24 protein-coding genes are annotated in these 26,732 nt (G+C 61.6%); 13 read left to right on the plus strand and 11 right to left on the minus strand.

Annotated elements, in window-relative coordinates:
• Positions 1-8: 8 nt before the first annotated feature.
• Positions 9-584, plus strand: coding sequence for an RNA polymerase sigma factor (locus SC318_RS05505; RefSeq protein WP_320429960.1), 576 nt, complete (start codon positions 9-11; stop codon positions 582-584).
• Entirely contained in the window at positions 581-1,558 is a 978-nt protein-coding gene (locus SC318_RS05510; protein WP_320429961.1) for a FecR family protein, read from the plus strand. Before SC318_RS05505 ends, SC318_RS05510 begins: the two co-directional genes overlap by 4 nt.
• Positions 1,559-1,705: 147 nt before the next feature.
• Here SC318_RS05510 and SC318_RS05515 read toward each other — a convergent pair whose 3' ends face one another.
• On the minus strand, positions 1,706-2,056 hold the full coding sequence (locus SC318_RS05515) for a glutaredoxin family protein (protein ID WP_320429962.1): 351 nt from the start codon (positions 2,054-2,056) through the stop codon (positions 1,706-1,708).
• Positions 2,056-3,060, minus strand: a complete 1,005-nt coding sequence (yejK, locus tag SC318_RS05520) for a nucleoid-associated protein YejK (protein ID WP_320429963.1) — start codon at positions 3,058-3,060, stop codon at positions 2,056-2,058. The genes SC318_RS05515 and yejK overlap by 1 nt, the downstream gene beginning before the upstream one ends.
• 397 nt (positions 3,061-3,457) lie before the next feature.
• Between yejK and SC318_RS05525 the strand changes: the two genes are divergently transcribed.
• Complete coding sequence (locus SC318_RS05525; RefSeq protein ID WP_005785131.1) at positions 3,458-3,739, plus strand: HU family DNA-binding protein; 282 nt, start codon at positions 3,458-3,460, stop codon at positions 3,737-3,739.
• Positions 3,740-3,919: 180 nt separating this feature from the next.
• Here SC318_RS05525 and rlmF read toward each other — a convergent pair whose 3' ends face one another.
• The 5 genes from rlmF to SC318_RS05550 all read right to left on the minus strand — a co-directional run bounded on the left by rlmF (position 3,920) and on the right by SC318_RS05550 (position 10,681).
• Positions 3,920-4,936, minus strand: a complete 1,017-nt coding sequence (rlmF, locus tag SC318_RS05530) for a 23S rRNA (adenine(1618)-N(6))-methyltransferase RlmF (RefSeq protein WP_320429964.1) — start codon at positions 4,934-4,936, stop codon at positions 3,920-3,922.
• A 240-nt stretch (positions 4,937-5,176) separates the two neighbouring features.
• The gene (locus SC318_RS05535) at positions 5,177-8,023 is read right to left on the minus strand and encodes a valine--tRNA ligase (protein ID WP_320429965.1); all 2,847 of its coding nucleotides are present in this window, start codon (positions 8,021-8,023) and stop codon (positions 5,177-5,179) included.
• Positions 8,024-8,234: 211 nt separating this feature from the next.
• Positions 8,235-8,609, minus strand: coding sequence for a DNA polymerase III subunit chi (locus SC318_RS05540; protein WP_320431194.1), 375 nt, complete (start codon positions 8,607-8,609; stop codon positions 8,235-8,237).
• A gap of 7 nt (positions 8,610-8,616) precedes the next feature.
• Positions 8,617-9,045: a DNA polymerase III subunit chi gene (locus SC318_RS05545; RefSeq protein WP_320429966.1), complete on the minus strand. Its 429-nt coding sequence runs from the start codon at positions 9,043-9,045 to the stop codon at positions 8,617-8,619.
• A 145-nt stretch (positions 9,046-9,190) separates the two neighbouring features.
• Positions 9,191-10,681, minus strand: a complete 1,491-nt coding sequence (locus SC318_RS05550) for a leucyl aminopeptidase (protein ID WP_320429967.1) — start codon at positions 10,679-10,681, stop codon at positions 9,191-9,193.
• Positions 10,682-10,964: 283 nt separating this feature from the next.
• On the opposite strand from SC318_RS05550, the gene lptF reads away from it, so the two are divergent.
• The 10 genes from lptF (at position 10,965) to tadA (ending at position 21,535) form a co-directional block, all read left to right on the plus strand.
• Positions 10,965-12,083 carry an LPS export ABC transporter permease LptF gene (lptF, locus tag SC318_RS05555; protein ID WP_306491766.1) on the plus strand — a complete coding sequence of 373 codons (1,119 nt, stop codon included), beginning with the start codon at positions 10,965-10,967 and terminating at the stop codon, positions 12,081-12,083.
• A complete protein-coding gene (lptG, locus tag SC318_RS05560; RefSeq protein WP_306491767.1) occupies positions 12,076-13,155 on the plus strand; it encodes an LPS export ABC transporter permease LptG in 1,080 nt (359 codons plus the stop codon). Before lptF ends, lptG begins: the two co-directional genes overlap by 8 nt.
• Before the next feature lie 151 nt (positions 13,156-13,306).
• A complete protein-coding gene (gene lepA / locus SC318_RS05565; protein WP_003210439.1) occupies positions 13,307-15,106 on the plus strand; it encodes a translation elongation factor 4 in 1,800 nt (599 codons plus the stop codon).
• Positions 15,107-15,111: 5 nt separating this feature from the next.
• Positions 15,112-15,966, plus strand: coding sequence for a signal peptidase I (lepB, locus tag SC318_RS05570; RefSeq protein ID WP_104501797.1), 855 nt, complete (start codon positions 15,112-15,114; stop codon positions 15,964-15,966).
• A gap of 147 nt (positions 15,967-16,113) precedes the next feature.
• Positions 16,114-16,803: a ribonuclease III gene (gene rnc, locus SC318_RS05575; RefSeq protein WP_003188856.1), complete on the plus strand. Its 690-nt coding sequence runs from the start codon at positions 16,114-16,116 to the stop codon at positions 16,801-16,803.
• Positions 16,796-17,698 carry a GTPase Era gene (era, locus tag SC318_RS05580; protein ID WP_005785147.1) on the plus strand — a complete coding sequence of 301 codons (903 nt, stop codon included), beginning with the start codon at positions 16,796-16,798 and terminating at the stop codon, positions 17,696-17,698. Before rnc ends, era begins: the two co-directional genes overlap by 8 nt.
• A 245-nt stretch (positions 17,699-17,943) precedes the next feature.
• Complete coding sequence (gene recO / locus SC318_RS05585; RefSeq protein WP_320429968.1) at positions 17,944-18,633, plus strand: DNA repair protein RecO; 690 nt, start codon at positions 17,944-17,946, stop codon at positions 18,631-18,633.
• Positions 18,634-18,684: 51 nt separating this feature from the next.
• Positions 18,685-19,428, plus strand: coding sequence for a pyridoxine 5'-phosphate synthase (gene pdxJ / locus SC318_RS05590; protein WP_320429969.1), 744 nt, complete (start codon positions 18,685-18,687; stop codon positions 19,426-19,428).
• Positions 19,429-19,658: 230 nt separating this feature from the next.
• A complete protein-coding gene (locus SC318_RS05595) occupies positions 19,659-21,041 on the plus strand; it encodes a multicopper oxidase family protein (protein WP_320429970.1) in 1,383 nt (460 codons plus the stop codon).
• Positions 21,041-21,535, plus strand: coding sequence for a tRNA adenosine(34) deaminase TadA (gene tadA, locus SC318_RS05600; RefSeq protein ID WP_320429971.1), 495 nt, complete (start codon positions 21,041-21,043; stop codon positions 21,533-21,535). Before SC318_RS05595 ends, tadA begins: the two co-directional genes overlap by 1 nt.
• A gap of 139 nt (positions 21,536-21,674) precedes the next feature.
• On the opposite strand, the gene cmoB is transcribed toward tadA, so the two are convergent.
• From cmoB to lon, 4 genes are all read right to left on the minus strand, one after another.
• A complete protein-coding gene (gene cmoB, locus SC318_RS05605) occupies positions 21,675-22,631 on the minus strand; it encodes a tRNA 5-methoxyuridine(34)/uridine 5-oxyacetic acid(34) synthase CmoB (protein ID WP_320429972.1) in 957 nt (318 codons plus the stop codon).
• Positions 22,628-23,371, minus strand: a complete 744-nt coding sequence (cmoA, locus tag SC318_RS05610; RefSeq protein WP_320429973.1) for a carboxy-S-adenosyl-L-methionine synthase CmoA — start codon at positions 23,369-23,371, stop codon at positions 22,628-22,630. The genes cmoB and cmoA overlap by 4 nt, the downstream gene beginning before the upstream one ends.
• A 111-nt stretch (positions 23,372-23,482) precedes the next feature.
• Complete coding sequence (locus SC318_RS05615) at positions 23,483-23,872, minus strand: protease inhibitor I42 family protein (protein WP_320429974.1); 390 nt, start codon at positions 23,870-23,872, stop codon at positions 23,483-23,485.
• A gap of 189 nt (positions 23,873-24,061) precedes the next feature.
• Positions 24,062-26,479, minus strand: coding sequence for an endopeptidase La (lon, locus tag SC318_RS05620; RefSeq protein WP_320429975.1), 2,418 nt, complete (start codon positions 26,477-26,479; stop codon positions 24,062-24,064).
• Positions 26,480-26,732: the final 253 nt, after the last annotated feature.

A 26,732-nucleotide genomic window follows, 5' to 3' on the forward strand; every position in this document is an offset into this window, starting at 1 on the left:
TGCCGACGATGATCAGCCCGCCGCCCAACCCCCAGGACAGTTCGCACCCCGATGCGGCCGGTGGGCGTGCGCATTTCTTGCAGGTGTTTTTGTCCCAGCGTTCGCAGATGGAAGCGCTGGTCAGCCGCCGTGTCGGTTGCCGTGCCACCGCCGCTGACCTGGTGCAGGACCTGTTCCTGCGCTTTTGGCGTCGCCCGCTGGTGCAGGTCGAAGAACTCAGCACTTACCTGCTGCGCTGCGCCGGCAATATCGCCATCGACCATTTGCGCAGCGAAGGCGCCCGCGTGCGCAGCAACGAAGGCTGGCTGCCGGAACAACAGCACAATCAGGGCGACGAGCCCCAGGCAGCCCTCGAAGCGGGCAATGACCTGCGCCACGTCGAAGCCGCCTTGCGCAGTTTGCCCGAGCGCACCCGGCAGATATTCCTGCTCAACCGCATCCATGGTCGCAAATACGCACAGATCGCCAAGGCGATGGGCCTGTCCCAGAGCGCCGTGGAAAAACATATGATGCGTGCCCTCGAAGCCTGCAAAGCCAGCCTTCGCGAACCACCGCCGCCACGCACGCCAGGGAAAGCACCGTGAACGTCACGCCCACCCCCGCCCAGGAACAGGCCGCGCTCGCCTGGCTGAGCCTGCTGCACGACCAGCCCAGCAGCGGCGACCAGGCCACGTTCAGCCAGTGGCTGCGGGCCGACCCCGCCCACATCGAAGCCTACGCCCAGGCCCAGGTGCTGTGGGAGTTGAGCGAAGTACCGGCGCGCAGCTTGGCGACCGAAGACGCTCAGGCCTTGCAAGGTTATCTCGATGCGATGAGCGGTGCGGGGCGCTCGCGCAGGCTGCGCTGGTCCGGCGCCTTGGCCATGGCCGCGTGTCTGTTGCTGATGGTGGCGATGGGCGCCGGTTGGCAGCCGTCGCGCTGGGTCGATGATTTGGGCGCCGACTACGTGACGGCGCCAGGGGAGGTGAGGACCGTCACCCTGGCCGATCAGTCTCACGTCACCCTCGACGCCGACAGCGCCATCGCCGTGGATTTCAGCCATGGCGAGCGGCATATCCAGTTGCGTCGAGGCGCTGGTTTTTTTCAGGTTGTCCACACCGGGCAGCCCTTTGTAGTCGAAGCGGGCAGTGGAGCGACGACGGTGCTGGGCACGCAGTTCGAAGTGCGCCTGCAACCGGCGGGCGCACAGGTGACCGTGTTGTCCGGCCGGGTGGGTGTGACGCCCTCCAGTCAGGCGTCGCAGCAAATTCTCACGGCAGGCCAGCAAGTGGCCTACGCCGATGGGGTGGCCGAGCCGTTGCATTCGGTCGACAGCGAGGCACGCCTGGCCTGGCGCGAGGGGTGGCTCAACTATTACAAGGCACCGCTGGCCGAGGTGATCGACGACCTGGCGCGCTACTACCCCGGCCGCATCCTGCTGCTCAACAACGAGATCGGCGCCAAACGTGTCAGCGGCAGCTTCCCAAGCAAAGACCCGGTCGCCGTGTTGAACGCCTTGCAAGCGGTCCTGGGCTTTGAACAGCACACGTTGCTGGGCCGCATGATCGTGTTGCGCTAGGCCCGCATCCGTTCACCGAACCTTCATCGCAATCACCCCAACCTGTCACCAAACGGTTACACGTGCCGTGGATCATCCCTGGGTTCCTGAGCAAGCGGTCAGGAAGCCACCTACCCACATTTGATCCGCTGTGTGACACAAATTGAGTTACTTCAGGGCCGCCATGATCGCCTCGGGGTTGTAGTCGCGTATCAGGGTGCCATTGACGTCCACAAACGGAATCCCGCCGCCGCCCAACGCCTCATACGCCTTGCGCGCCTGGGCGTCCTTTTCGATATCGAAGGCCTGGTAAGGAATACCTTTCTGGTCCAGGAAGCGACGGATCTGCTTGCAGTAGCCGCACCACTCGGTGGCGTAGAGCACCACGCGCGCCGAGGCGCGTACCTGCTCCGAAACCACTTGCGAGGGGTTGAACAGCCGCTCGATCTTGCCCCAGTTCTGAACCACCACCACGACCAGCAGTACCAGCAGGACTTTCTTGAGCACGCCGCCCAGCATCAGTTACGGCGCTTGAGCTGGTCGGTCAGCTGGGTCGGCAGGCCCTTGATGATCAAGGTGCCGGCGGCTTCGTCATACTCGATCTTGTCGCCCAGCAGGTGCGCTTCAAAGCTGATGGACAAGCCTTCCGCCCGGCCGGTGAAGCGGCGGAACTGGTTGAGGGTGCGTTTGTCGGCAGGGATCTCCGGCGACAGGCCGTAGTCCTTGTTGCGAATGTGGTCGTAGAACGCTTTGGGCCGATCTTCATCGATCAAACCGGACAATTCTTCCAGGCCCATGGGCTCGCCCAGCTTGGCCTGGCTGCTGGCGTAGTCCACCAGGGTCTTGGTTTTCTCGCGGGCCGACTCGTCCGGCAGGTCTTCGCTTTCAACGAAGTCGCTGAACGCCTTGAGCAGGGTGCGGGTTTCGCCCGGGCCGTCGACGCCTTCCTGGCAGCCGATAAAGTCGCGGAAGTACTCCGAGACCTTCTTGCCGTTCTTGCCCTTGATAAACGAGATGTACTGTTTGGACTGCTTGTTGTTCTGCCACTCGGAGACGTTGATCCGCGCTGCCAGGTGCAGTTGGCCCAGGTCCAGGTGGCGCGAGGGGGTCACGTCCAGCTCATCGGTCACCGCCACGCCTTCGCTGTGGTGCAACAGCGCGATCGCCAGGTAGTCGGTCATGCCCTGCTGGTAGTGGGCGAACAGCACGTGCCCGCCGGTGGACAGGTTGGACTCTTCCATCAGCTTCTGCAGATGCTCCACGGCCGTGCGGCTGAACGCGGTGAAGTCCAGGCCACCGTCAAAGTATTCCTTCAACCAGCCGCTGAACGGGTGCGCGCCGGACTCGGCATGGAAGAAACCCCAGGCCTTGCCCTGTTTGGCGTTGTAGCTCTCGTTGAGGTCGGCAAGCATGTTCTCGATGGCGGCGGATTCGGACAGCTCCGAATCACGGGCATGCAGAACTGCGGGTGTGCCGTCGGGTTTTTTGTCGATCAGGTGGACGATGCAATGACGGATCGGCATAGGCTTCTCGGCTGGTTGAAGGGGAGCGGTGAGCCTCCCCCAAAAAGTTGCCCAGTGTACCGCACCCATTGGTCAAGACGCGCCTGGAAGGGCGTTTTGGACCTTCTCCGACCGGGCATATGCCTTTTTTTCACGGTTTAGAGCGATAAAGCTGACCAAATGGGTATGTTGAGGCGGATATTTCCCCGTCGCTGTGCTAGTTTTGCCCCGTCTTACGCCAAGTCTCGGCGTTAAGCGTGCATTCAGCATTTGTCAGGTCGAACCAATCCCCGTTTCAAGCATCTATAACCCCGTTCTCCGAGGTTATAGCCGGGGCGCCAGACCCACGACGGTCGGGCTCGACGGCTGACACTGCACTCTGCAATCCATATGAATTTGATAGGGAAGGAACACCACAATGGCTTTGACTAAAGACCAACTGATCGCTGATATCGCTGAAGCTATCGACGCGCCAAAAACCACCGCGCGCGCAGCGCTGGACCAACTGGGCCAGATCGTTGCTGATCAGCTGGAAAATGGCGGCGAAATCACTCTGCCAGGTATCGGCAAGCTGAAAGTGACCGAGCGTCCTGCCCGTACTGGCCGTAACCCTTCGACTGGCGCTGCCATCGAAATCGCTGCCAAGAAAGTTATCAAGCTGGTTGTGGCCAAAGGCCTGACCGACGCTGTTAACAAGTAAGACGCAGTAAAAAAACCGTGCTCCGGAGTGATCCGGGCACGGTTTTTTGTTGTCTGCGATTTGGCATTTAACTGTAGGAGCGAGCTTGCTCGCGAAAAACGTTAACGATAATGCGGTCATCCTGGATGTACGCGGTGCCTACGAGATCTTCGCGAGCAAGCTCGCTCCTACAGGTGGGTGCTATCGCACCCAGCGCTGGCGCCAGATCTGCTGTTCGTTCTTGGTCTGGAAGGTCCAGGCCACAAAGCGGCTTTGCTTCTGCCCCTGGGACATTTCCACCACCTGGCTTTCCAGCACGCCGGCTTTTTTCAGCGCAGTCTCGATCGCGGGCAGGTTTGACGCTTTTGACACCAGGGTGCTGAACCACAACACCTTGTGGGCAAAGTGCGCACTTTCAGCGATCAGTTGCGTGACGAAACGCGCTTCACCACCCTCGCACCACAGCTCGGCCGACTGGCCACCAAAATTCAGCACCGGCAACTTGCGCTTGGGGTCGGCCCTGCCGAGGGCGCGCCATTTACGCTCGCTGCCCTTGGTCGCTTCATCCATGGAGGCATGGAACGGCGGGTTGCACATGGTCAGGTCGAAACGCTCGCCCGGCTCCAGCAGGCCCAGCAGGATCTGCTTGGGATTGGGCTGCTGGCGCAGCTCGATGACCTTGCTCAGGTCGTTGGACTGCACGATGGCCCTGGCGGCAGCCACGGCGATAGGGTCGACTTCCGAGCCCAGGAAGTTCCAGCGGTACTCCATGTAGCCAATCAGCGGGTAGACGCAGTTGGCGCCCATGCCGATGTCCAGCACCTTGACGATGGAACCGCGCGGAATCTTGCCGTCGTTGACGCTGGCTAGCAGGTCGGCAAGGAAGTGCACATAGTCGGCACGCCCCGGCACCGGCGGGCACAGGTAATCGGCGGGGATGTCCCAGTGCTGGATGCCATAGAACGACTTGAGCAACGCCCGGTTGAACACCCGCACCGCATCCGGGCTGGCAAAGTCGATACTTTCCTTGCCGTAGGGGTTGATGATCACGAATTTCGCCAGCTCGGGCGTGGTCTTGATCAGCGCCGGGAAGTCGTAACGGCCTGTGTGGCGGTTGCGCGGATGCAGGGTAGCCTCTTTGCGTGGCACGACGGGTTTGGCCGTGGCTGCAGTCTTGGGCTTCTTGCGTGGAGGTTTGGGCGTAGTGGGGGCGGTCATGATGATTCTGGTGTTGGCTCAAAGTGGCGGCCATTGTCACACATTCCCGAGGATAACTCGGTCAAATGTGGGAGGGGGCTTGCCCCCGATGGCAGTGTGTCAGTCAATTATCTGTTAACTGACCCACCGCCATCGGGGGCAAGCCCCCTCCCACATTGACTGCATTGCCAGCAGGACATCGGGAACGATCAGGCAAAAAAAAGAGACCCGAAGGTCTCTTTTTTTACACGGGTTGCCCGCTTACAGGCTGGAAATCCGCGCATGTTGCTCGGCCAGTTTGCCCAAAGCCTGTTCAGCTTCGGCCAACTTGGCGCGTTCCTTCTCGATGACTTCCGCCGGCGCCTTGTCGACGAACGCAGCGTTGGACAGCTTGCCGCCCACGCGCTGCACTTCGCCTTGCAGGCGGGCAATTTCCTTATCGAGTCGAGCCAGTTCCGCACCCTTGTCGATCAGGCCGGCCATCGGCACCAGTACTTCCATCTCACCCACCAATGCAGTGGCGGAAAGCGGTGCTTCGGCGCCTGCAGCCAATACGGTGATCGACTCCAGCTTCGCCAGCTTCTTGAGCAGTGCATCGTTTTCGCTGAGGCGACGCTGGTCTTCGGCACTGGCGTTCTTGACGAACACGGCCAGCGGCTTGCCTGGGCCGATGTTCATCTCGGCGCGGATGTTGCGCGTGCCGAGCATCAGGGTCTTGAGCCATTCGATATCGCTTTCGGCGGCTTCATCGATACGCGCTTCATTGGCCACCGGCCAAGGCTGCAGCATGATGGTTTTGCCTTCGATACCGGCCAGCGGCGCCAGGCGTTGCCAGATTTCTTCGGTGATGAACGGCATGAACGGATGCGCCAGGCGCAGTGCCACTTCCAGTACACGCACCAAGGTGCGACGGGTGCCGCGCTGACGTTCGACCGGCGCGTTTTCGTCCCACAGCACTGGCTTGGACAGTTCCAGGTACCAGTCGCAATACTGGTTCCAGATGAACTCGTACAGCGCCTGTGCGGCCAGGTCGAAACGGAACTGGTCGAGCTGACGGGTCACTTCGGCTTCGGTGCGCTGCAGCTGCGAAATGATCCAGCGGTCGGCCAGGCTCAGCTCGAAGGCTTCGCCGTTCTGACCGCAGTCTTCGCCTTTATCCAGCACGTAGCGTGCGGCGTTCCAGATCTTGTTGCAGAAGTTGCGATAGCCTTCGACGCGGCCCATGTCGAACTTGATGTCGCGGCCGGTGGAGGCCAGCGAGCAGAACGTGAAGCGCAGGGCGTCGGTGCCGTAGCTGGCAATGCCGTCGGCGAATTCGTCGCGGGTCTGCTTCTCGATCTTCTTCGCCATTTTCGGCTGCATCATGCCCGAGGTGCGCTTCTGTACCAGCGCTTCGAGTTCGATACCGTCGATGATGTCCAGCGGGTCCAGGACGTTGCCCTTGGACTTGGACATCTTCTGGCCCTGGCCATCGCGTACCAGACCGTGCACGTACACGGTCTTGAACGGAACCTGCGGGGTGCCGTCGTCGTTCTTCACCAGGTGCATGGTCAGCATGATCATCCGGGCAACCCAGAAGAAAATGATGTCGAAGCCGGTGACCAGCACGTCGGTGGGGTGGAATTTTTCGAGGAACTCGGTTTTTTCCGGCCAGCCCAAGGTGGAGAACGTCCACAGGCCGGCGCTGAACCAGGTGTCCAGTACGTCGTTGTCCTGATTCAGCACCAGGTCCGCAGGCAGGTTGTGCTTGGCACGCACTTGGGCTTCGTCGCGGCCTACGTAGACCTTGCCCGACTCGTCGTACCAGGCCGGAATCCGGTGGCCCCACCACAGCTGACGGCTGATGCACCAATCCTGGATGTCGCGCATCCACGAGAAGTACATGTTTTCGTACTGTTTAGGCACGAAGGCGATGCGGCCGTCTTCCACGGCGGCAATCGCCGGCTCGGCCAGCGGTTTGGTGGACACGTACCACTGGTCGGTCAGCCATGGCTCGATCACGGTGCCGGAACGGTCGCCCTTCGGCACTTTCAGGCCGTGGTCATCCACGCTCACCAGCAAACCGGCAGCGTCGAAGGCAGCGACAATCTGCTTGCGCGCTTCGAAGCGGTCCAGGCCTGCGTATTCGGCCGGGATCTTGCCGTCGATGCTCTCGTTCAGCGTGCCGTCCAGGTTGAATACCTGGCAGGCCGGCAGAACGGCGGCGTTCTTGTCGAAGATGTTGAGCAGCGGCAGGTTGTGGCGCTTGCCGACTTCGTAGTCGTTGAAGTCGTGGGCCGGGGTGATTTTCACGCAGCCGGTGCCGAACTCAGGGTCGCAGTAGTCGTCCGCGATGATCGGGATGCGGCGGCCCACCAGCGGCAGCTCGACGAACTTGCCGATCAGTGCCTGGTAGCGCTCGTCGTTCGGGTTAACCGCGACGGCGGCGTCGCCGAGCATGGTTTCCGGACGGGTGGTGGCGACGATCAGGTAATCGTTGCCTTCAGCGGTCTTGGCGCCATCAGCCAGCGGGTACTTGAGGTTCCACAGGAAGCCTTTCTCGTCGTGGTTTTCCACTTCGAGGTCGGAAATCGCCGTGTGCAGCTTGGTGTCCCAGTTGACCAGGCGCTTGCCGCGGTAGATCAGGCCGTCTTCGTGCAGGCGCACGAAAGCTTCCTTCACCGCTTCCGACAGGCCATCGTCCATGGTGAAGCGCTCGCGGCTCCAGTCCACGGATGAACCCAGGCGACGGATCTGACGGCTGATATTGCCGCCAGACTGGTCTTTCCATTCCCAGATTTTCTCCAGGAATTTCTCGCGGCCCAGGTCGTGACGGTTTTGGCCGGTGGCTTCCAGTTGGCGTTCCACCAGCATCTGGGTGGCGATACCCGCGTGGTCGGTGCCCGGTTGCCACAGGGTGTTGCGACCCTGCATGCGGCGGAAGCGGATCAAGGCATCCATGATCGCGTTGTTGAAGCCATGGCCCATGTGCAGGCTGCCAGTGACGTTCGGCGGCGGAATCATGATGGTGTAGGAGTCGCCCGCACCTTGTGGGGCGAAATAGTTCTCGGACTCCCAGGTGTTGTACCAGGAAGTTTCGATAGCGTGGGGCTGATAGGTCTTATCCATGCGCGGCGGGACCCTAGTTGGCATTTATTCAGGAAAGCCGGCAAGTATAACGGGGGATAGGGCGAAGGGCGAGGCGAAGACAGGCTTGAGGTGCACGCGATCGAATGTGGGAGGGGGCTTGCTCCCGATAGCGGTGCATCCGTCACAACATCACTGACTGACACATTGCTATCGGGGGCAAGCCCCCTCCCACAGAGGATTTATGTCTGGCTCAGGACTGGTACTGGCTCAACAGTCGCTCCATCCGCGCATCCATCCGCCGCTTGATCTCGGCTTCGATATGCGGGGCAAAGTCGTCGATCACGTCTTGCATGATCAATTGCGCGGCGGCGCGCAGTTCGTTGTCCAGGTGCAGCAGTAAAGCGTCGGGGGCTTTTTCTGCGGCGGGAGCGGCTTGTGGCACCACAGGCTCCGGTGCAGCAGGCTTATTGCCGACCATGTCGAACAACAGCGGAATCTGTACCTCGCCCTCGACCGGTTCGGTCAACAGCGGCGGTTGTAAACCATCATCACCCAGCAACTGGCGGATCGACTCAAGGTCGTCCAGCAGGTGATCGTCTTTTTTCAGCGGGTTGGGTGTGTCCATCATGTACTCAAAGTCGTTGCAGCCGGTGATCCTGCAGAGGATAGCCCTGTTCGCGGTAGAAACGGAAACTCTCCCGTGCCGCCTGACGAGTAGCAGGGTCTTCCACCACCACTTCCGCCACGCGAGCGAATGCCTTGGCAAAGGCCGGTACCTTCAGGTCGAGATTGACCAGCAGGTCATGGTGATCGCCGCAATGGTCTCCCAGGCCCAGCACTACCAGGCTGTCGGGTTCAGATTCGGCGGGGCCGTGGGGCAGGAAGCTTTCGCCCTTGAACCGCCACAGGCGCGCATCGAGGTCCTCGCGCTGGGCGGCATCGCTGCAATGCAGGTAGATGCGATGGCCCATGCGCCAGGCTTTTTCGGTGAGCTTGCAGGCAAAGTCCAGGCGCGCGGACGGGTCGGCGCTGGGCAATATATAGAAGTCGACTTGGGTCATTGCGGTTCCTGGTGCTGGCCCGCCAGTTCTGTAGGAGCGAGCTTGCTCGCGAAAAACCAGAGGACACCGCGTTCATCCAGGGTGGGCGCGGTATCGTTGGCGATCTTCGCGAGCAAGCTCGCTCCTACAGAAGGGCCGGGGGCGCTTAGGCCTTGGCGCGATCCAGCAGGTACTGGGTCAGCAGGGGGACCGGACGGCCAGTGGCGCCTTTGTCCTTGCCGCCGCTGGTCCAGGCAGTGCCGGCGATGTCCAGGTGCGCCCAGTTGAAGTTCTTGGCGAACCGCGACAGGAAGCACGCGGCGGTGATGGTGCCGGCTTTCGGCCCGCCGATGTTGGCGATGTCGGCAAACGGGCTGTCCAGTTGTTCCTGGTACTCATCGAACAGCGGCAGCTGCCAGGCGCGGTCGTCGGCGGCCTTGCCGGCGCTGAGCAGTTGCTCGATCAGTTCGTCGTTATTGCCCAGCAGGCCCGACGTGTGAGCGCCCAGGGCGACCACGCAGGCACCGGTCAAGGTGGCGATGTCGATCACTGCCTGCGGCTTGAAGCGTTCGGCATAGGTCAGCGCGTCACACAGCACCAGGCGACCTTCGGCGTCGGTGTTGAGGATTTCCACGGTCTGGCCGCTCATGGTCGTGACGATATCGCCTGGACGGGCAGCGCCGCCGCTCGGCATGTTCTCGGCACAGGCCAGGATGCACACCAGGTTGATCGGCAGCTTGAGTTCCAGCACGGCACGCAGGGTACCGAACACGCTGGCGGCGCCGCCCATGTCGTACTTCATCTCATCCATGCCGGCGCCCGGCTTGAGGCTGATGCCGCCGGTGTCGAAGGTGATGCCTTTGCCGACCAGGGCGTAAGGCTTCTCGGACTTCTTGCCGCCGTTGTATTGCATCACGATCAGGCGTGGCGGCTGGTCGCTGCCCTGGCCCACGGCATAGAACGAGCCCATGCCCAGGTCCTTGATCTTCTTCTCGTCCAGCACTTCGACCTTCAGGCCCTTGAATTCTTTGCCCAGCGCCTTGGCCTGTTCGCCGAGGAAGGTCGGGTGGCAGATGTTCGGCGGCAGGTTGCCCAGGTCGCGGGTGAACGACATGCCCTTGGCGATGGCCTGGGCGTGGGTCACGGCGCGCTCGACTTCAGCCTGGGCGGCCTTGATGGTCAGCAGGGTGATCTTCTTCAGCGCGCGGGGTTCGGCTTTCTGGCTCTTGAACTGATCGAAGACGTAGCCGCCGTCCACCAGGCTTTCGGCCAGCAGGCGGGTCTTGCCGTAGCTGTCGCGGCCTTTGACAACGATTTCATCGAGGGCCAGTGCCGCATCGGTGCCGCCCAGGCCCTTGAGAGTGCTGAGGATGGCGCTGATGATTTTGCGGAACGGGCGGTCGCCCAGCTCCGCGTCTTTACCCACGCCCACCAGCAATACGCGCTCGGCCTTGAGGTTGGGCAGGCTCTGCAGCAGCAGGCTCTGGCCGACCTTGCCGGCCAGGTCGCCGCGCTTGAGCACGGCGCTGATGGCGCCGCCGCTCAGTTCATCCAGTTGCTTGGCGGCGACGCCCAGTTTGCGGCCTTCGCCGACAGCGACCACGAGGGTGGCGGTTTTCAACGTTTCGGGGCTAACGCTTTTTACAACCAATTCCATTTTCGGGTCCCTTATAAAGGTCGGTGAGCCTGGCGTTTGTACCCAGGCTTTAAAGCTTGGCAGCGTTGTAAACCGCCAGCGACAAAGGCCGCAGTTTGAACCTCGCCGGCGGAGCCTGACAACCCTCCAAGCACGCTTTGTGCGCGCGCATGAGGTTGCGCAGTGACAGGCGCGGTCAATCACAGGATAATGCGCCATCTTTTTAGCCGGCCCGCGCAAACGGGTCGACTCGGTATGCTTGCTTGTTTGGCCGCCTTAGCCTGACAACCCTGGAGTGTCTGGTTTGATCGTCTTCCGTTATCTATCCCGCGAAGTCCTGTTGACCCTGAGTGCCGTGAGTGCGGTATTGCTGGTCATCATCATGAGTGGTCGTTTCGTCAAATTCCTCGCGCAGGCCGCCTCGGGCGCCCTGGATCCGGGCTCTTTGTTCCTGATCATGGGCTTTCGCCTGCCAGGCTTTTTGCAGCTGATCCTGCCGCTCGGCCTGTTCCTTGGCATTCTGCTGGCCTATGGCCGGCTGTATCTCGAAAGCGAGATGACGGTGCTGTCGGCTACCGGCATGAGCCAGCAGCGTCTGCTGGCCATGACCATGGTGCCGGCCGCCGGTGTGGCCCTGGTGGTGGCGTGGTTGAGCCTGAGCCTGGCGCCTCAAGGGGCCATGCAGTTCCAGTTGCTGCTGAACAAGCAGGACGCGATGACCGAGTTCGACACCCTCGAACCCGGGCGTTTCCAGGCGCTCAACGACGGCACGCGAGTGACCTACACCGAAGAGATGACCGAAGACCGTTCCAATCTGAGCGGTGTGTTCATTTCCCAGAAAAACCTCGGCGCCGACCAGAAAGACCGCGGCATCTCGATCCTGGTGGCCGACGGCGGTCGTCAGGAAGTACGCCCCGACGGCAGCCGCTACCTGATCCTGGACAATGGCTATCGCTACGATGGCAGCCCCGGGTTGGCCGATTACCGCGTGATCAAGTACGACACCTACGGGGTGATGCTGCCCAAGCCGGACATCAGCGACGAGGTCACCGACCGCGATGCGCTGCCGACCGCGTCGCTGTTCGGTAGCCAGGAACTGCGCTCGATCGCCGAACTGCAATGGCGCCTGTCGCTGCCGCTGCTGGTGTTTATCGTGACCTTGATGGCGGTGCCGCTGTCGCGCGTCAACCCGCGCCAGGGTCGATTCCTCAAGCTGCTGCCGGCGATCCTGCTGTATATGGCCTACCTGACCATCCTGATTTCCGCCCGTGGCTCCCTGGAGAAGGGCAAGATTCCGCCCGCCCTGGGCCTGTGGTGGGTGCACGGGATTTTCCTGGTGATCGGCCTGGGACTTCTGTACTGGGAGCCTATCCGTTTGAAAATGAAGAGCCGTCGTGGCCTGAAGGAGTTGGCTCGTGGCTAAGCTCGATCGCTACATTGGTAGCAGCGTACTGATCGCCATCCTGGCGGTACTGGGCATTATCCTGGGCCTGGCCTCGTTGTTTGCCTTCATCGACGAAGTGGGCAACGTCACCGATACCTACACGGTCATGGACGTACTGAGCTTCGTGGCGCTGACCGCGCCGCGGCGTCTCTACGACATGATGCCGATGGCCGGCCTGATCGGTTGCCTGATCGGCCTGGGTACCCTGGCCAGCAACAGCGAGCTGACCATCATGCGCGCGGCGGGCGTGTCCATCGGCCGTATCGTCTGGGCGGTGATGAAGCCCATGCTGCTGCTGATGGCGTGCAGCGTGCTGATCGGCGAATACGTCGCGCCGCCGTCCGAAGCCACCGCCCAGGCCAATCGCGCCCTGGCCCAGGGTTCGGGCGATGCGCAAAGCTCCAAGCACGGCCTGTGGCACCGCCAGGGTGACCAGTTCATCCACATCAACGCCGTGCAGCCCGGCGGGCTGTTGGTCGGGGTGACGCGCTACACGTTCGACAAGGAGCGGCACATGCTCAGCTCCAGTTTCGCCAAGCGCGCGCAGTACGATGGCGAGAAATGGCAACTGAGCGACGTCACTACCACTCTCTTCCACAATGTGGGCGAGGGCATCAAGGCCAGCACCGAAGTGGTCAACGAACCCACCCAGACATGGGACATCGCGCTCAAGCCGGAACTGCTCAACACGGTCATCATGGTTCCGGAAACCCTGCCCATCTCGGGGCTGTGGAGCTACATCCACTACCTCAAGGAGCAGGGCCTGAATAACGGCCGCTACTGGTTGGCGTTCTGGGTCAAGGTGTTGCAACCGGTGGTCACCGCCGCGCTGGTGCTGATGGCGATCTCCTTTATCTTCGGCCCGTTGCGGTCCGTGACCCTCGGTCAGCGGGTATTCACCGGCGTGCTGGTGGGCTTTACCTTCCGCATCGCCCAGGACCTGCTGGGGCCATCGAGCCTGGTATTTGGCTTCTCGCCGTTATTTGCGGTGCTGGTGCCCACGTTTATCTGCGCCGTCGCCGGGTTCTGGTTGTTGCGCCGAGCCGGCTGATTACGCGCTTATGCACAAAAAATGCCCCGCTCATCCCCGCGGGGCATTTTTGTTCTGGTCAGCAAAGATGACGCCCGGGCTGAGCATCAGGTACAATTCCCGGCTATTTTTCAGCGGGCAATCTGCCTGCAGCCTTTTTGAGTGTTGATCCGTGAGTGATTTGAGTCATATCCGCAATTTCTCCATCATCGCCCACATTGACCATGGCAAGTCGACGCTGGCCGATCGGTTCATCCAGATGTGCGGCGGCCTTGCCGAGCGTGAGATGGAAGCCCAGGTCCTGGACTCCATGGACCTCGAGCGTGAACGCGGGATCACCATCAAGGCCCATAGCGTTACTCTGTACTACACCGCCAAAGACGGCATCAAGTATCAGCTGAACTTCATCGACACCCCCGGCCACGTTGACTTCACCTACGAAGTCAGCCGCTCGCTGGCGGCGTGTGAAGGGGCCTTGCTGGTGGTCGACGCCGGTCAGGGCGTCGAGGCCCAATCCGTGGCCAACTGCTATACCGCCATCGAGCAGGGCCTTGAGGTCATGCCGGTGCTGAACAAGATCGACCTGCCCCAGGCCGATCCGGACCGTGTCAAAGAAGAAATCGAAAAAATCATCGGCATTGACGCCACCGACGCGGTCGAGTGCAGCGCCAAGACCGGCCTGGGCGTTGATGAAGTGCTCGAGCGCCTGGTCAAGACCATCCCCGCGCCAACCGGTAACTACGAAGATCCGCTGCAGGCGTTGATCATCGATTCCTGGTTCGACAACTACCTGGGCGTCGTTTCCCTGGTGCGCGTGCGCCACGGCCGCGTGAAGAAGGGCGACAAGATCCTGGTCAAGTCCACCGGCAAGATCCACCTGGTGGACAGCGTTGGTGTATTCAACCCCAAGCACACCGCCACCACTGACCTGAAAGCCGGTGAAGTAGGCTTCATCATCGCCGGTATCAAGGACATTCATGGTGCGCCGGTGGGTGATACGCTGACCCTGAGCTCCACGCCGGACGTTGACGTGCTGCCAGGCTTCAAGCGCATCCAGCCGCAGGTCTACGCCGGTCTGTTCCCGGTCAGCTCCGACGACTTCGAAGACTTCCGCGAAGCCCTGCAGAAACTGACCCTCAACGACTCGTCGCTGCAGTACACCCCGGAAAGCTCCGACGCCCTGGGCTTCGGCTTCCGTTGCGGGTTCCTGGGCATGCTGCACATGGAAATCATCCAGGAGCGCCTGGAGCGCGAGTACGACCTGGACCTGATCACCACCGCGCCAACGGTTATTTTTGAGCTGGCGCTGAAAACCGGTGAAACGATTTACGTCGACAACCCGTCCAAGCTTCCGGATCTGTCGTCCATCGAAGACATGCGCGAGCCGATCGTGCGGGCCAATATCCTGGTTCCGCAGGAGCACCTGGGCAACGTCATCACCCTGTGTATCGAAAAGCGTGGCGTGCAGCACGACATGTTGTTCCTCGGTACCCAGGTGCAAGTGACCTACGATTTGCCGATGAACGAAGTCGTCCTGGACTTCTTCGACCGTCTCAAATCCACCAGTCGCGGCTATGCTTCGCTGGATTACCATTTCGACCGTTACCAGTCGGCTAATCTGGTGAAACTGGATGTGCTGATCAACGGCGACAAGGTCGATGCCCTGGCACTGATCGTGCACAAGGACAACGCGCACTACAAAGGTCGCCAGTTGACCGAAAAGATGAAAGAACTGATTCCGCGCCAGATGTTCGACGTCGCGATCCAGGCCGCCATTGGCGGGCAGATCATTGCGCGGACATCCGTCAAGGCTCTCAGAAAGAACGTGCTGGCCAAATGCTACGGCGGTGACGTAAGCCGTAAGCGCAAGCTGCTTGAGAAGCAAAAGGCCGGTAAAAAACGCATGAAGCAAGTGGGCAACGTGGAAATTCCACAAGAAGCCTTCCTTGCGGTGCTCAGGTTGGATAGTTAGGTCCTATGTCGCTAAATTTCCCGCTGTTGCTGGTCATCGCCGTTGCCGTCTGCGGTTTCCTGGCGTTGCTCGATCTGGTGTTCTTCGCCCCGCGTCGGCGGGCGGCTATCGCGTCGTATCAGGGCAGCGTCAGCCAGCCCGATGCGGTGGTGGTCGAGAAGCTGAACAAAGAGCCCTTGCTGGTTGAATACGGCAAGTCGTTCTTCCCGGTGTTGTTCATCGTGCTGGTGCTGCGTTCGTTCCTGGTGGAGCCGTTTCAGATCCCGTCGGGGTCGATGAAGCCTACCCTGGACGTGGGCGACTTCATCCTGGTGAACAAGTTTTCCTACGGGATCCGCTTGCCGGTGATCGACAAGAAAGTCATCGAGGTCGGTGACCCGCAGCGCGGTGACGTGATGGTGTTCCGCTACCCAAGCGACCCGAACGTCAACTACATCAAGCGCGTGGTCGGCCTGCCGGGCGACGTGATCCGCTATACCAGCGACAAGCGCCTGTTCATCAATGGTGAGTCGGTGGCCGAGAAGTTGCTGGGCGCCGAGCCCAATACCCTGGGCAGCGCCGAGCTGTACCAGGAAAAACTCGGTGCGGTAGAGCACCAGATCCGCAAGGAAATGAGCCGCTACCGCGCGATGCCCGATGGCCAGTGGAAAGTGCCTGCCGGGCACTACTTCATGATGGGCGACAACCGCGACAACTCCAACGACAGCCGCTACTGGGACGACCCCAATATTCCCAAGGACCTGCTGGGCATGGTGCCCGACGAGAATATCGTCGGCAAAGCCTTCGCGGTCTGGATGAGTTGGCCAGAACCCAAGCTCAGCCATCTGCCGAACTTCTCGCGGGTGGGGCTGATCAGGTAATACAGGCGGCGCTGTGATCACAGCGCCGAATGCTTTTCTGGGGCTTGGACATTTTCCGGCTCCTTGCAGCAGCTATCAGGATTTGAATTTGAACACTGCGTCAATCGTCGATGGCCGCCGGTGCCACCAACTAGATATGGATAAACCGTGACCGTTTCTCTAAGTCGTCTCGAGCGCCAGCTCGGCTACACCTTCAAGGACCAGGAATTGATGGTCCTTGCCCTCACACACCGCAGTTTTGCAGGGCGCAATAACGAGCGCCTGGAATTCCTCGGTGATGCCATCCTCAATTTCGCCGCCGGTGAGGCGCTCTTCGAGCGCTTTCCGCAAGCCCGCGAAGGCCAGCTTTCGCGCCTGCGTGCGCGCCTTGTGAAAGGCGAGACCCTGGCCGTGCTGGCCCGGGGTTTCGGCCTGGGCGAGTACCTGCGCCTGGGCTCCGGTGAATTGAAAAGCGGCGGGTTCCGTCGCGAGTCGATCCTGGCTGATGCCCTGGAGGCATTGATCGGTGCGATCTACCTCGATGCAGGGATGGAGACGGCCAAGGAGCGCGTGGTCGCGTGGCTGGCTTCGGAAATCGAGAGCCTGACGCTGGTGGACACCAACAAAGACCCCAAGACCCGCCTGCAGGAATACCTGCAGTCCCGCGGTTGTGAACTGCCACGCTACGAAGTGGTGGATATCCAGGGTGAGCCGCATTGCCGCGTGTTCTTCGTGGAATGTGAAATCACCTTACTGAACGAAAAAAGCCGAGGTCAGGGTGTGAGCCGTCGTATTGCCGAACAGGTAGCGGCCGCTGCAGCACTGATTGCCCTGGGCGTGGAGAATGGCCATGACTGATTCAACCGCAACACGCTGTGGCTATGTTGCCATCGTCGGCCGTCCGAACGTGGGCAAGTCCACGCTGCTGAACCACATCCTCGGCCAGAAGCTTGCGATCACCTCGCGCAAGCCGCAGACCACCCGCCACAACATGCTGGGCATCAAGACCGAAGGCAACGTGCAAGCGGTCTACGTGGACACCCCGGGCATGCACAAGGGCGGTGAAAAGGCGCTTAACCGCTACATGAACAAGACCGCTTCGGCGGCGTTGAAAGACGTCGACGTGGTGATCTTCGTGGTTGACCGCACCAAGTGGACCGACGAAGACCAGATGGTTCTCGAGCGCGTGCAGTACGTCACCGGCCCGTTAATCGTCGCGCTGAACAAGACCGACCGTATCGAAGACAAAGCCGAGCTGATGCCGCACCTGACCTGGCTGCAGGAACAACTGCCGAACGCCCAGATCATGCCGATCTCGGCGCAGCACGGGCACAACCTCGAAGCCCTGGAGCGTGTGATCGCCGGCTACCTGCCGGAAAACGAGCACTTTTTCCCGGAAGACCAGATCACCGACCGCAGCAGCCGCTTCCTCGCCGCCGAACTGGTACGCGAGAAAATCATGCGCCAGATGGGCGCCGAGCTGCCGTACCAGATCACCGTTGAAATCGAAGAGTTCAAGCAGCAGGGCAAAACCCTGCACATCCACGCGTTGATCCTCGTTGAACGTGACGGCCAGAAGAAAATCATCATTGGCGACAAGGGCGAGCGCATCAAGCGCATCGGCACCGAGGCGCGCAAGGACATGGAGTTGCTGTTCGATTCCAAGATCATGCTCAACCTGTGGGTGAAGGTTAAGGGTGGCTGGTCCGATGACGAGCGTGCATTGCGCTCCCTGGGCTACGGCGACCTGTAAGGCCTTGAATACACCGCAGGGCTGGATGTGGGAGGGGGGCTTGCCAGTCAGTTAAGCGAAAGTGGACCTCTGTAGGAGCGAGCTTGCTCGCGAAAAATGTCCAGGCGACGCGTTCATTCTGAATAAACGCGGAGTGCCTGAGTTCTTCGCGAGCAAGCTCGCTCCTACAAAAAGCCTTAACTGACTGGCATTAGGGCAAGCCCCCTCCCACATCAGGTTGATGTTGTTTTCAAGATCGAGAACCCATGTCCCAATCCCCGCCCACCAGCCAGCTCGCCTACGTCCTGCACAGCCGCGCCTACCGTGAGACCAGCGCTCTGGTGGACTTCCTCACGCCGCAAGGCCGTCTGCGCGCGGTTTTGCGCAGCGCGCGGGGCAAGGCCGGTACGTTGGCGCGGCCCTTCGTGGCCCTGGACGTGGAGTTTCGTGGCAAGGGCGAGTTGAAGAACGTCGGCCGCCTGGAAAGCGTCGGCACCTCTGCCTGGCTGATTGGCGATGCGCTGTTCAGCGGGCTCTACCTCAACGAATTGCTGATCCGCCTGTTGCCCGCCGAAGACCCGCATCCGGGCATCTTCGATCACTACGCCGCCACGTTGCTTGCCCTGGCTGAAGGCCGTCCCCTTGAGCCGCTGCTGCGCGCCTTTGAGTGGCGCCTGCTGGATGATCTGGGCTACGGCTTTGAACTGCACAACGACCTGCACGGCGATCCCGTCGCCGCCGACGGCATGTACCGGCTGCAAGTGGACGCGGGCCTTGAACGCGTCTACTTGTTGCAACCGGGCCTGTTCCAGGGCGCCGAACTGCTGGCCATGAGCGACGCGGACTGGACGGCCCCCGGGGCCTTGTCCGCCGCCAAGCGTTTGATGCGTCAGGCCCTGGCCGTGCACCTGGGCGGGCGGCCACTGGTCAGTCGCGAGTTGTTTCGAAAGCCCTGACATCCCCGTGTATGCTGTGCACCGATTCTTTCCCTTTTCAGGAGCGCTTCCGTGACCACCAGCAACCGCATTCTTCTTGGCGTCAACATCGACCACGTCGCCACCCTGCGCCAGGCCCGGGGCACCCGTTACCCTGACCCGGTCAAGGCCGCGCTGGACGCCGAAGAAGCGGGCGCCGACGGCATCACCGTGCACCTGCGCGAAGACCGCCGTCACATCCAGGAGCGCGACGTTCTGCTGCTCAAAGACGTGCTGCAGACCCGCATGAATTTCGAAATGGGCGTCACCGAGGAAATGATGGCGTTCGCCGAGCGCATCCGTCCGGCGCACATTTGCCTGGTGCCGGAAACCCGCCAGGAACTGACCACCGAAGGCGGCCTCGACGTGGCCGGCCAGGAAGCGCGGATCAAGGCGGCGGTGGAGCGTCTGTCGAAGATCGGCAGCGAAGTGTCGTTGTTCATCGACGCTGACGAGCGCCAGATCGAAGCTTCCCGCCGTGTCGGTGCCCCGGCCATCGAACTGCACACCGGCCGCTACGCCGATGCCACCACGCCAACCGAAGTGGCCGACGAGCTGCAACGTATCATCGACGGTGTGAGCTGCGGCCTTCGCGAAGGCCTGATCGTCAATGCCGGCCACGGCCTGCACTATCACAACGTCGAAGCCGTAGCCGCCATCAAGGGCATCAACGAACTGAACATCGGCCACGCGCTGGTGGCTCACGCGCTGTTCGTCGGTTTCAAAGGCGCCGTGGCCGAAATGAAAGCCCTGATCCTGGCCGCCGCCAAGCACTGAGTGAAGCCACACAGCCGCGCAAAATGTGGGAGGGGGCTTGCCCCCGATAGCAGAGTGTCAGCCAACCCATTTATGGCTGATACACCGCTATCGGGGGCAAGCCCCCTCCCACATTTGATTTCTTGTGATTTCATGAATGCGGCAATGCGAACCCTTACTGTTTAGCCCGCGCGGGTGTATCGTGTCAGCCCTTTGCGGGCCTTGGCCTGCCGCAGATACGTGAGGTTGTTGTGTCCCGATCCTTTTCCCGTCGACAAATCCTGGGTGGCCTTGCAGGCCTGGCCGTAGTGGGCGTCGGTGCCGGTGGCGGCTACCGCTACTGGCTGGGAAAGGTTGCCGAATCCGAGGCGGGGCACGATTACGAGTTGATTGCCGCGCCGCTGGACGTGGAGCTGGTGCCGGGCCATAAGACCCAAGCCTGGGCGTTCGGCCCCTCGGCGCCAGGCACCGAATTGCGCGTACGCCAGGGCGAATGGCTGCGGGTGCGCTTTATCAACCACCTGCCGGTCGCCACCACTATCCACTGGCATGGCATCCGCCTGCCGCTGGAGATGGACGGCGTGCCTTACGTCTCGCAATTGCCGGTATTGCCCGGTGAATACTTCGACTACAAGTTCCGCGTGCCCGACGCCGGCAGCTACTGGTATCACCCCCATGTGAACAGCAGCGAAGAACTCGGCCGTGGCCTGGTCGGCCCGTTGATCATCGAAGAGCGTGAGCCCACCGGCTTCAAGCACGAACGCACCCTCAGCCTGAAAAGCTGGCACGTGGACGAAGAGGGCGCCTTTGTCGCGTTCAGTATCCCCCGTGAAGCGGCGCGTGGCGGCACGGCGGGGCGCTTGTCCACCATCAACGGCGTGTCCCAGGCGGTGATCGACCTGCCGGCCGGGCAGATCACCCGTGTGCGCCTGCTCAACCTCGACAACACCCTGACCTATCGCCTCAACATCCCGGACGTCGAAGCGCGGATCTACGCACTGGACGGCAACCCCATCGAGCCGCGCCCGCTGGGCAAGGAATACTGGCTGGGCCCTGGCATGCGTATTTGCCTGGCGATCAAGGCGCCGCCGGCGGGCGAAGAACTGTCGATCCGCAATGGCCCGGTGCGCCTGGGTACGTTCCGCTCGGTTGCCAGCAGCGACGCGCCGAGCGAATGGCCACCGGCCCTGCCGGCCAACCCGGTTGCCGAACCGGACCTGGCCACTGCGGAAAAACTCAACTTCAATTTCGAGTGGGTGGGGTCGGTGTCGGTCAACGTCGATAACGGCAAGCCGCCGAGCTTGTGGCAGATCAACGGCCAGGCCTGGGACATCACCGATAAAACCTGCGCCGACCGCCCGATTGCCAAGTTGGAGAAGGGCAAAAGCTATATTTTCGAATTGAAGAACATGACCCAGTACCAGCACCCGATCCACCTGCACGGCATGAGCTTCAAGGTGATTGCGTCGAACCGCCACAAGGTCATTCCGTATTTCACCGACACTTACCTGCTGGGTAAGAACGAACGCGCCCGCGTGGCGCTGGTGGCGGATAACCCGGGGGTGTGGATGTTCCACTGCCATGTGATCGACCATATGGAAACCGGCCTCATGGCCGCCATCGAGGTGGCGTGATGCGCCAGATTCGCCCCGCGATCATCGACCGCAGCCGCGACCAGGACTTCATGCGTGAAGCCCTGGCACTTGCCGCCCAAGGCGCCGCGCTGGGTGAAGTGCCGGTGGGCGCGGTCCTGGTGCAGGACGGTGAGATCATCGGCCGCGGTTTCAACTGCCCCATCAGCGGCAATGACCCCAGCGCCCATGCCGAGATGGTCGCGATCCGCGCCGCTGCGCAAGCGATCAGCAACTATCGCCTGGTGGGCAGCACGCTGTATGTGACGCTGGAGCCCTGCAGCATGTGCGCGGGCCTGATCGTGCATTCGCGGGTCGCGCGGGTGGTGTATGGCGCGCTGGAGCCTAAGGCTGGGATCGTGCAGAGCCAGGGGCAGTTTTTTACCCAGGGTTTTCTCAACCATAAGGTACTGTTCGAAGGCGGCGTGCTGGCCGAAGAGTGCGGTACGGTGCTAAGTGAATTCTTCAAGGCCCGGCGCGCCAAACCACCGCTCTAAAGAACACTGATAAGCAAATGTGGGAGGGGGCTTGCTCCCGATGGCGGTGGCTCAGCTACAACTATGCTGACTGACACACTGCTATCGGGAGCAAGCCCCCTCCCACATTTGGATCCCTGTTGTTTCAGGGAGATCGGGGTCACTTCTTGGCGATGATAACGGCACGCATCGGCGCCGGCAGCCCTTCAATGGTCTTGCTGTGATCCTCAGGATCCAGAAAATCACTCAGCGACTGATACTTCATCCACGCCGTCCCACGCTGTTCCTCAATGGTGGTCACGCTCACATCCACGCAGCGCACATCACTGAACCCGGCGCGGCGCAGCCACAGCATCAGCGCCGGTACCGAGGGCAGGAACCACACGTTGCGCATCTGCGCGTAGCGATCTTCAGGCACCAGCACCTGCTGCTGGTCGCCTGCCACCACCAGGGTTTCCAGGACCAGCTCGCCGCCCTTGACCAGGGTGTCCTTGAGCGCCAGCAAATGCTCGATCGGCGAACGCCGGTGGTAGAACACGCCCATGGAAAACACCGTGTCGAAGCCTTCCAGGTTTGCCGGCAGGTCTTCGAACGGGAACGGCAGGTGCCACGCCTTGGGTTCGGACAGGTAACGCTGCACCGCCTGGAACTGGCAGAAGAACAGCCAGTTCGGGTCGACGCCGATCACGCTGTCGGCGCCGGCGCCGAGCATGCGCCACATGTAGTAGCCGTTGCCGCAGCCCACGTCGAGGATGCGCTTGCCCTTCAAGTCCAGGTGCGGCGCCACCCGCGACCACTTCCAGTCCGAGCGCCATTCGGTGTCCACATGCACGCCGAACAGGTGGAACGGCCCCTTGCGCCACGGGCTCAGGCCCATCAGCGCGGTGTGCATCTGTGCGCGGGTGGCGTCATCGCAGTCCGTGTCCAGCACCAGGCCAGTGAGCAGGTCGACTTCGCTGGGTTGGATCTTCGGCAATGCGTCCAAAGCACTTTGCCAGCGCTCCAGATCGCCGTGGCCCTTTTCCATCTTGCTATCGAGCTGCGCTTGCAGGCCTTGGGCCCACACGGCCAAAGGAGTGCCCACCAAATGGCGGGCGAGGGGAGACAGATCAATCATGGCAAGGCAATCAACGAGGCAAAGTTAAGACACTGGAACCACGGCACGACTGTCGAGAACCCGGCCGCCAGCAGGCGTTCGCGGTGTTCTTCGAGGCTGTCGGGTTTCATGACGTTTTCGATGGCGCTGCGCTTCTGGGCAATTTCCAGTTCGCTGTAGCCGTTGGCGCGCTTGAACGCGATATGCAGGTCGGTCAGCAGCGCCTGTTCCTGGGCATCGTTGAAGCGCAGCTTCTCCGAGAGGATCAGGGCACCGCCCGGCAGCAGCGACTGGCGGATGCGCCCGAGCAACGCCAGGCGTTCAGCGGGGGCGATAAATTGCAGGGTGAAGTTCAGCGCGACCACTGAAGCCGGCTGGAATTGCAGGGCGAGGATATCGCCTTCGATCACCTCCACCGGCAGCAACTCCTGGAACATCGAATCCTGGCCATTGAGGTATTGGCGGCAGCGTTCAACCATCGCCGTCGAGTTATCCACCGCGATCACCCGGCAGCCTTCGGTGCGCACATGGCGGCGCAGCGCTTGGGTCACCGCGCCCAGGGATGAACCCAGGTCGTACAGCACACTGTTTGGCTGGGCGAACTGGGCGGCAAGCACGCCGAGGTTTTCGACAATGGTCGGGTAGCCGGGCACCGAACGCTTGATCATGTCCGGGAACACCCGCACCACGTCCTCGTTAAAGGCGAAGTCCGGCACCTGGGGCAGGGGCTGGGCGAATAGGCGATCGGGTTCTTTGCTCACGGTTGTTCCGGCGACGAGGGGGGAAGGCCGGCATTTTAGCCAACTTGGCCCTCGGATGCGCGGGTTGTCTGATGGAAAGCCGAGCAGCGGCAATCGCCAGGGATCTGCTGATCAGTTCACGGTAATGGCGCAGTCGAAGGTCTCGACAGGTTCTGCCTCTGGCTCCCACGGTTGCTGGGAGGTCAGGCGCAGACGGCCTTGCCCTGGGGCAAATGCCTGGAAGCGCCAGGTGGACTGGCCGCCGCCACCGATCACGCCGGACTCGCTGCTGCTGTACACCTCCGGGCTCAGCGCACGCAACACGCCGCCGGCGGAATCCTGGATGGCCCAGCGGTAACCGGTGGTGGGATTGCTGGGCAGGGTGAGGATCAGGTTCTGACCGGATTTGAGCTGGAGGGGGCAGGCGCTCTGGTCGTCCACGGTGATGTTTTGCTTGGGCGCACTGGCGCACGCGGCCAGCAGGGCAAGGCTTAGAGGGAGAAGCAGGCGGGCTGCGGTCATGGAGGCTCCGTTGATACACGACGAAGGGCGAGCATAACCGAAGATGGGGCGAGGTGTGACAGGTGAGGGCTGTGTTGGCAATTCTGGCCTCATCGGGGGCAAGCCCCCTCCCACATTTGAATTGTGAATACATTCAAGTGTGGGAGGGGGCTTGCCCCCGATAGCGCCAGTTCAGGCACTACATACCTGTCAGAAAAGCACCTTTGCCACATCCGCAAAGCGCTTGGCAAAGTGCACCGTCATCCCTTCCTTGAGGTACTCCGGCAATTCCTCGAAGCTGCCGCGATTGGGCTCCGGCAGGATCAGCTCGTGAATCTTCTGGCGCCGCGCCGCAATCACCTTCTCACGCACGCCGCCAATCGGCAGTACATGCCCGGTCAGTGTCAGTTCACCGGTCATTGCCACGCCTTTTTTCGGCGGTTGGTTGCGTGCCAGGGACAGCAATGCGCTGGCCATGGTCACGCCCGCGCTCGGTCCGTCTTTCGGCGTGGCGCCTTCCGGTACGTGCAGGTGCACGAAGGCTTCGTCGAAGAACTTCGGATCACCGCCAAACGACTTCAGGTTGGAGCTGATAAAGCTGTAGGCGATTTCCGCAGATTCTTTCATCACTTCACCCAGTTGCCCGGTGAGCTTGAAGCCGCGATTGAGCGTGTGGATACGCGTTGCTTCAATCGGCAAGGTCGCGCCGCCCATGCTGGTCCAGGCCAGGCCGGTAATCACGCCGGTGCCGGACAGCACTTGTTCATTGCGGAACACCGGCATGCCCAGGGAGCTTTCCAGGTCCTTGGGGCCGATCTTGATCACCGTATCCGGCTCGTCCAGCAGCTTGACCACCGCCTTGCGCACCAGTTTGCCCAGTTGTTTCTCCAACTGGCGCACACCGGCTTCCCGTGCATACCCATCGATCAACGCGCGCAAGGCGCTATCGCTGATGCTCAGGCTGGTTTTCGCCACGCCGGCTTTTTCCAGCTGCTTGGGCCACAGGTGGCGCTTGGCGATGGCGACTTTTTCTTCGGTGATGTAGCCCGACAGGCGAATCACTTCCATACGGTCGAGCAACGGGCCGGGAATCGAGTCCAGGGTGTTGGCGGTGCACACGAACAGCACCTTGGACAGGTCCAGGCGCAGGTCCAGGTAGTGGTCGAGGAATTCGACGTTCTGCTCGGGATCGAGGGTTTCGAGCAGGGCCGAGGCCGGGTCGCCCTGGAAGCTCTGGCCCATCTTGTCGATCTCGTCGAGCATGATCACCGGGTTCATCACCTCCACATCCTTGAGCGCCTGCACCAGCTTGCCGGGCAGGGCGCCGATGTAGGTGCGGCGGTGGCCCTTGATCTCGGCCTCGTCGCGCATGCCGCCGACACTGAATCGGTAGAACGGCCGCCCGAGGGATTCGGCGATGGATTTGCCCACGCTGGTCTTGCCCACGCCCGGCGGGCCCACCAGCAGCACGATGGAGCCGGCGACTTCGCCCTTATAGGCGCCGACCGCGAGAAACTCGAGGATGCGGCTCTTGATGTCGTCCAGGCCCGCGTGGTGTTTATCCAGCACCTTGCGCGCATGTTTCAGGTCGAGCTTGTCTTCGCCATACACGCCCCACGGAACGGAGGTAGCCCAGTCCAGGTAATTGCGGGTGACGGCGTATTCCGGCGAGCCGGTTTCCAGGATCGACAGCTTGTTGAGTTCTTCATCGATACGTTTCTGCGCCTGGGCCGGCAGCACCTTGCCCTCCAGCCGCTGCTCGAACTGTTCGACATCCGCGCTGCGGTCGTCCTTGGTCAAGCCCAGCTCCTGCTGGATGACCTTGAGCTGTTCCTTGAGGAAGAACTCGCGCTGATGTTCGCCGATCTTGCGGTTCACCTCGGCGGAGAGTTCTTTCTGCAGGCGCGCGACTTCGACCTCTTTGCGCAGCATCGGCAGCACTTTTTCCATGCGCTTGAGCATGGGCACGCAGTCCAGCACTTCCTGCAACTCGTTACCGGTGGCCGAGGTCAGCGCGGCGGCGAAGTCGGTGAGCGGTGACGGGTCGTTGGGGCTGAAGCGGTTGAGGTAGTTCTTCAACTCTTCGCTGTACAGCGGGTTGAGCGGCAGCAGTTCCTTGATCGCATTGATCAGCGCCATGCCGTAGGCCTTGACCTCGTCGGTCGGCTCGCTTGGCTGGTGCGGGTATTCGACCTCCACCAGGTACGGTGGGCGGTGGTGCTTGAGCCAGGTCTTGATGCGCACGCGGGTCAGGCCCTGGGCGACGAACTGCAGCTTGCCGTTCTCGCGGCTGGCGTGGTGCACCTTGACCAGGGTGCCGTACAGCGGCAGGGCCGAGGTGTCGAAATGGCGCGGGTCTTCGGGTGGTGTATCCATGAAGAACAGCGCGAGGGAGTGATGGTCGGACTTGCTCACCAGTTCCAGGGTCTCGGCCCAGGGTTCTTCATTGACGATCACCGGCAGCACTTGCGCCGGGAAGAAGGGCCGGTTGTGGATCGGGATGATGTAGACCTTGTCCGGCAGGTTTTGCCCAGGCAGGGCCAGGCCGGTGTTGGACGAGGTTTCTGCGTTCTCGGGGTCGGCGTAGTCGTTCAGGTCGTAATCGGGGACGTCTTGCTGGTCGCTCATGGGGCACCTGCATAAGGAAGTATGCAGCTTAGATGGGGCAGGGCAGTGGTGGTTTCAATGGCAGGGGTGAGATAGCAACATATTGCATATAATTACTGAGTGGCCGGCGTAGCGTCAGCTGTTGATCGTTCCCACGCTCTGCGTGGGAATGCCTCCTTGGACGCTCCGCGTCCCGCCAACACTGCGCATGGGTGACGCAGAGCGTCACGGGCTCAATTCCCACGCGGGAGCGTGGGAACGAGCTTCCACGCCG

Origin of the sequence: Pseudomonas sp. MUP55 (genome assembly GCF_034043515.1) — a bacterium.
In the GTDB taxonomy this organism is placed as follows: domain Bacteria; phylum Pseudomonadota; class Gammaproteobacteria; order Pseudomonadales; family Pseudomonadaceae; genus Aquipseudomonas.

Bases quoted from the DNA above. Each gene is read 5' to 3' on its own strand.
- SC318_RS05505 (WP_320429960.1), top strand. From the start codon at position 9: ATGATCAGCCCGCCGCCCAACCCCCAGGACAGTTCGCACCCCGATGCG.
- recO (WP_320429968.1), top strand. From the start codon at position 17,944: ATGTCCCAATCCCCGCCCACCAGCCAGCTCGCCTACGTCCTGCACAGC.
- SC318_RS05535 (WP_320429965.1), bottom strand. From the start codon at position 8,023: ATGGATAAGACCTATCAGCCCCACGCTATCGAAACTTCCTGGTACAAC.
- era (WP_005785147.1), top strand. From the start codon at position 16,796: ATGACTGATTCAACCGCAACACGCTGTGGCTATGTTGCCATCGTCGGC.
- rlmF (WP_320429964.1), bottom strand. From the start codon at position 4,936: ATGACCGCCCCCACTACGCCCAAACCTCCACGCAAGAAGCCCAAGACT.
- SC318_RS05545 (WP_320429966.1), bottom strand. From the start codon at position 9,045: ATGACCCAAGTCGACTTCTATATATTGCCCAGCGCCGACCCGTCCGCG.
- tadA (WP_320429971.1), top strand. From the start codon at position 21,041: ATGCGCCAGATTCGCCCCGCGATCATCGACCGCAGCCGCGACCAGGAC.
- SC318_RS05525 (WP_005785131.1), top strand. From the start codon at position 3,458: ATGGCTTTGACTAAAGACCAACTGATCGCTGATATCGCTGAAGCTATC.
- SC318_RS05540 (WP_320431194.1), bottom strand. From the start codon at position 8,609: ATGGACACACCCAACCCGCTGAAAAAAGACGATCACCTGCTGGACGAC.
- cmoB (WP_320429972.1), bottom strand. From the start codon at position 22,631: ATGATTGATCTGTCTCCCCTCGCCCGCCATTTGGTGGGCACTCCTTTG.
- lon (WP_320429975.1), bottom strand. From the start codon at position 26,479: ATGAGCGACCAGCAAGACGTCCCCGATTACGACCTGAACGACTACGCC.
- lepB (WP_104501797.1), top strand. From the start codon at position 15,112: ATGTCGCTAAATTTCCCGCTGTTGCTGGTCATCGCCGTTGCCGTCTGC.
- SC318_RS05550 (WP_320429967.1), bottom strand. From the start codon at position 10,681: ATGGAATTGGTTGTAAAAAGCGTTAGCCCCGAAACGTTGAAAACCGCC.
- SC318_RS05515 (WP_320429962.1), bottom strand. From the start codon at position 2,056: ATGCTGGGCGGCGTGCTCAAGAAAGTCCTGCTGGTACTGCTGGTCGTG.
- yejK (WP_320429963.1), bottom strand. From the start codon at position 3,060: ATGCCGATCCGTCATTGCATCGTCCACCTGATCGACAAAAAACCCGAC.
- SC318_RS05615 (WP_320429974.1), bottom strand. From the start codon at position 23,872: ATGACCGCAGCCCGCCTGCTTCTCCCTCTAAGCCTTGCCCTGCTGGCC.